The sequence below is a fragment of the Terrimonas ginsenosidimutans genome, assembly GCF_022012415.1.
Taxonomy (GTDB): domain Bacteria; phylum Bacteroidota; class Bacteroidia; order Chitinophagales; family Chitinophagaceae; genus Terrimonas_A; species Terrimonas_A ginsenosidimutans.
In genome coordinates this window covers 1-4,855 of record NZ_JAKLTR010000046.1, presented here as the reverse complement: position 1 = coordinate 4,855, position 4,855 = coordinate 1, and the positions used below count along the sequence as shown (strand labels likewise).

5 protein-coding genes are annotated in these 4,855 nt (G+C 46.6%); all 5 read right to left on the bottom strand.

Annotated features, from left to right (window positions below):
* Positions 1–1,629 (bottom strand): porin family protein, encoded by a 1,629-nt coding sequence (locus LZZ85_RS28230; RefSeq protein ID WP_237877496.1) that lies wholly within the window; start codon positions 1,627–1,629, stop codon positions 1–3.
* The gene (locus tag LZZ85_RS28225) at positions 1,616–2,191 is read right to left on the bottom strand and encodes an RNA polymerase sigma factor (protein WP_237877494.1); all 576 of its coding nucleotides are present in this window, start codon (positions 2,189–2,191) and stop codon (positions 1,616–1,618) included. Before LZZ85_RS28225 ends, LZZ85_RS28230 begins: the two co-directional genes overlap by 14 nt.
* A 221-nt stretch (positions 2,192–2,412) precedes the next feature.
* Entirely contained in the window at positions 2,413–2,928 is a 516-nt protein-coding gene (locus LZZ85_RS28220) for a DUF2911 domain-containing protein (RefSeq protein WP_237877492.1), read from the bottom strand.
* Positions 2,929–2,989: 61 nt separating this feature from the next.
* Entirely contained in the window at positions 2,990–3,529 is a 540-nt protein-coding gene (locus tag LZZ85_RS28215; RefSeq protein ID WP_237877489.1) for an SRPBCC family protein, read from the bottom strand.
* A gap of 171 nt (positions 3,530–3,700) precedes the next feature.
* Positions 3,701–4,810, bottom strand: coding sequence for an ABC transporter permease (locus LZZ85_RS28210; RefSeq protein WP_237877497.1), 1,110 nt, complete (start codon positions 4,808–4,810; stop codon positions 3,701–3,703).
* Positions 4,811–4,855: the final 45 nt, after the last annotated feature.

Genomic DNA, 4,855 nt, shown 5'->3' with positions numbered 1-4,855 from the left:
TCAACGCTTTTTCTTCGGCAGATAAATCCTTCCCTGCAATCCTATATAGAGTGGGTACTGCCGCGTGTCATATTCGGTCTTGACCATTTTCCGCAGTCCCATAGAAGCTTCCGGGCCGATACTCCATTGCATCGCCCGGTTATTACCAAAGCGGAAGGAAACGCCGGTTGTGAAACTGAACTGGAAACGCTTGAAGGCGTTTTTATCGTGATAATATGTCCCGCCCTGGAGTGTATCGTATGTTAGCGCATTCGTGGAAACAAGGTATCCGGCTGAGAAACCTGTATTCAGTATTACAGGCATTTTCTTACTCTTGTTCAACTGGAAGTTGAACAGCAAGGGGATCTGAGCGTAGTGATACCTGTTGGTAAATGTTTTCGTCTGCACACCCTGGTAAACACCGTTTGCCTGAACCTGCTGGGAGGCAAAATTATTAAAGGTCAGCCTTGTGTTTACATAACTTCCGATGCGGATATTATTGCTCTGATACTGGTATTGCAGGCCGCTGCTGAAGCCAACACGTTCAGACAATGGGAACTCCACCAATACCCCCGCCCTGTAAGACAGCCCGGGGTTGATATCCGAACGGGGAGAGTAAACTGGTCCGAATGCATTGACCGGTGGGGTTACCGGCTGCCAGAGACCACCGCCCTGTACGGGAGTGTACTGCACATTATCATAAGCCATATCCGCATGATTATTACCAACAAGGAATGGGCGGCTTACCGGACCTGACCCGCCAATGGCAAGATCAAGCGACCATTTAAGTTTTTTTGCGGCTTTTTTCCCGGGGCTCTTTGCCGGAACCTCAGCAGCAGATGGCTCCTCTTTGCTCACACTAAGTGCGCTGTCTGCCTTTGCCGTTATACTATCAATAATTGTTGGCGTTACAGCAACAATATCATGCTGCGTTTCATTGCTTTGAGCAGTGATTGGCGGGGCTGCAGTGGCGGATGTATCCGTTTTTGTATTATCCGCAGAACCTGTTGCTCCATTAATATCTGCCGGGATCCGCCCGGGTCGTTTTGTTTTTCCTTTTACTATGGCAGGATCAATTGACCCGGGAGAAGTCTTTTTATTTCCTGAAGACGCTTTCTGATCTTTTGCAGCAGTGGATGACTGACCGGTATGCTTCTGCTTTCCGGCCGGCTGCCCTGGCTTCGTGTGTACCTCGCTATTATCGGTTGCTGATAATGTGGCGTTGTTATGGCCGTTTTGGACCGGTGCTGCTTTATCTTTTGCTGTCAGATCGTTATTGTTATTGTCAGTGCCTGGATTATCTCCCTGGCCTTGTGCTTGTTCCTGTTTAGTGGGAACCGTTTCGGTTTGCTTCGGATTTCCAGTCTGCACACCTGTCGTCGTTGCCGGTGTTGTTCCGTGTGGATCTGTTCCCGTTTTACCCGCAGAAACAGCATTGCCTGCCAGCGTTCTATCCTCTTTCCGGGTAAGGAAATACGTGGTGGAACCAAGCAAAGCAATGCCCGCGACCAGCCAGAAGGCAATGATCACGCGCCTCCTTTTTTTCTGTCGCAGTTCCTTCTCGACATTTTCCCATACAGTGGCTGAAGGACGTATGCGAAGTCCTTCCAGCTCCCGCTGTACCTGTTTATCAAATTCACTTTCCGGCATAACTTGTCTTTTTCTGGTCCGACGAATGTTTTTTCAACCAGGTGATCAGGAGATTCCTGGCCCTGGCGTATTGGGAACGGGATGTACCATCACTGATACCGAGCATTTCACCTATTTCCACGTGAGAAAATCCTTCAACTGCATGCAGGTTAAAGATGACCTGGTAGCCCTGCGGCAATTGCCTGATCAGGTCCGCCAGTTCTTTGGCCTGGATGCGGACGACAGGATCGTCCTGGCTAACCGGATGAAGATATTCTTCTGTGAAATACATTTCCTCCTGGTATTTGCGATGGCGTTTCAGGAAGTTCAGTGCGGTATTAACCATGATCCGGCGTATCCAGGCGCCCAGTTCACCTTCCTGTTTGTATTGATCGAGGTGATGAAAGACTTTGACAAAGGCTTCCTGGAGAACATCCTCCGCATCCCTCATAGAACGGGTATAGCGGTAGCAAACGCCCAGCATCGTTTCGGCATACATTTCATAAAGCTGCCGCTGCGCCTGAGGTTTTCCTTTCAGGCAATCCCTGACCAATTTCTGTTGCTCCATTTGTTCTGTTGCCATCCTGACACTGATCTATGAGTGAACGTTGCATTAGCGGAGGCAAAGTTAGGGATTGACTGCGGACGGCGGACCGCAGACATTCCGCCGCAGGTGTACAGGCGGAAGCACAGCCGGTAGCGTCAAATAAAAAACCGGAAACACTTCATTATGAGGTATTTCCGGTTCTGAATGTATTATCCGGCTTAAGACTGTTTCACTACAGTTATCGTCCGCGGTCTTTCTTATTTTATCTGGAAAGAACTTTTCACATCACCCCATGACAGAGAAACGGTGCCGTCTTTAGCAATAGCATAAGTAAGTGTTTCCTGCGGAGCCGAAAGTTTGGTTGTTTTGCCTTTTACACGGAGAAGGTCTTCAGATTCAGTGTATTCAGTACCCCATTTATCCCAAATTTTGTTGAGGATAAATGTCCATTCCCCACCGTTGGCCAGAACGAAAACGCCGTATTTGCCGGCAGGAACGCTCTTACCGTCGATCTTTACTTCTTTGCTTACTTCAAGTACGGTCGTCTTGTTAGCTCCCGCACGCCATACTTTACCATCTTTTGGTTCAACATCGTTTCCGATTGTACGGCCTTTCAAAGACGGCTGGCTGTAGTCGATCGACACTACCGTTCCGCTTTTCAGTGTTTCTTTGACCTGTGCCGGAGGACTTGCAGGTTTCTTTTTTGGAGCTTCCTGAGCGTGAGAGAACAAAGCTGTTGTAGCAGCTACTGCGAGAAGAAGTAGTGATTTCATAAATTATATTTTTAAAAGGATTTCTGAGTCGCTAAATCTACAAATAACCTGCCAGTGAAGTTCAATTATTGGATGAAAGGTCGGTTGATAATCGCTTTTTAATATTGGCAAGGCCGATCTCCATTCGCTGGCCGTTGGACTTTTCCAGTACGAGGCTGGCAAATTTCTCCCAGGGATACCAGCGGAGCTTGAAGTCCATCGTCCACTGAAGTGTAATTAGTCCTTTGTCCTGGTGCTCCATTACTTTCCAGGTATTCAAAACAGGTTTGATCCGTTGTCCTTGAAAAAAAGCCGTTACTTCATCAGCTTTTGCAGATTGCAGTTGCAGGATCACCGGTTTATCCGGGTTCTTATCATCGAGAATGATCCCGGCGAGTTTTCCATCTTTATAGATCGGTTTCACCGAATCAAATGAATCCAGGTTAGGATACCACTCCTTCCAGCGATCTACATCTTTGATCATTGCCAGCACACTATCCCTGTCCGCACGAATATCCGTGGCCCTTGACACGCGCACTTCAGAAGGGATCAATAAGGAGATCAACCAGACAATGGTGAACAAAAAAACGAAACTGAATATAGCGAGTTTAACAACCTTCATAACACGAATGAAACACTAATGGCCACGAATTTTCACGAATAATTTACCACTTAACGCAGATGTTCATGAATAATAACATTGCAAAACTAAACATTAAAATTCAACACCATTGGTGAACCAAATAATAGTGTGAATAATTTCCAAAACTCGAAATACTAATTCGCATTCGCGTTATTGCCACTTGATAACTTTCACCACGATCGCGTAGATCACGATGATCCAGATCCCAAGAATACCGATCTCCTTCCAGCAGTCCCAGATATGAAGACCTTCAAAGGAGATCTTCCGGACGGCATTGTTGAACTGCGTCAATGGAAGGAGGCTGCAGATGGTCTGCATCCATGCTGGAAATACACTGGTAGGGAAAAATGTTCCGGATAAAAGCATTTGGGGAAATCCGAAAAGATTGATCAGTAGCGGGATCGCCGTATCCGTTTTTGCGATACTGCTGAAGATCAGGCCAACACCCATCAGCAGGAACAGCATATAGACTGACATCAGCACCATTTCAATAAAGGTGACCGCGCCGTGTTGCAACGTAAAATTGAGAAAGAAATGGCCGAATAAAATCAGAACGACCACGTTGATCAACTGGAAAAATAAACGGCTTACGCCGATCCCGATCAGGATATTAAGACGATTGACCGGTGACGCATAAAATCTTTTCAATACAAGCTGTTCGCGAAGAGTAAAAAAGGTAAATGATACGCCAAAGAGTGTTGCAAAGAGAATAGAGAATCCAAGCTGACCGGGGAGTACAAAATCTATCTGGCGGTACTTCTTCCCTTCAGAGATTACAGGTTGCGCTAAGTGTACATATTCATTTTTGTCGGAAGACATTTTCTTCTCAACTGACAACCTGTGGTAATCCAGTATATTTTTCAATTGAAAAAATGAAACGCCGGCAGCAGAAGTGGAACGCGTTTCCACTACCAGTTTCGCCCCCCGGAGAGAGTCATTCACCTGGCGGATATTGATCACAGCCGTGAGTGCACCTTTTTCCAGGTCGGCATTCATTTGCCCTTGATCCGTATAACGGGCAACTTTCAATGTTGGGTTAAAACGCAGGTCTTTATAATAATCATTTGTACTGTCCGATCCTGGTGCAAAGGCGATCTTGAAAGTCGGTGCGCCATCCTTACCAAAGGCCCCAAAAATCAGGATGAAAATGATAGGGAATAATAAACTGAACACAACCGACGTTGGATGCGCAAAGATCGCTTTGAAACTAGCCCTGGTGATGGCCCAGAGTGCTTTAGCCTGACTGTACTTTTGGGGCATGTAGAATGATTGGGTGCAAACGTAGGGAAAAAGCGTGAGAATAGG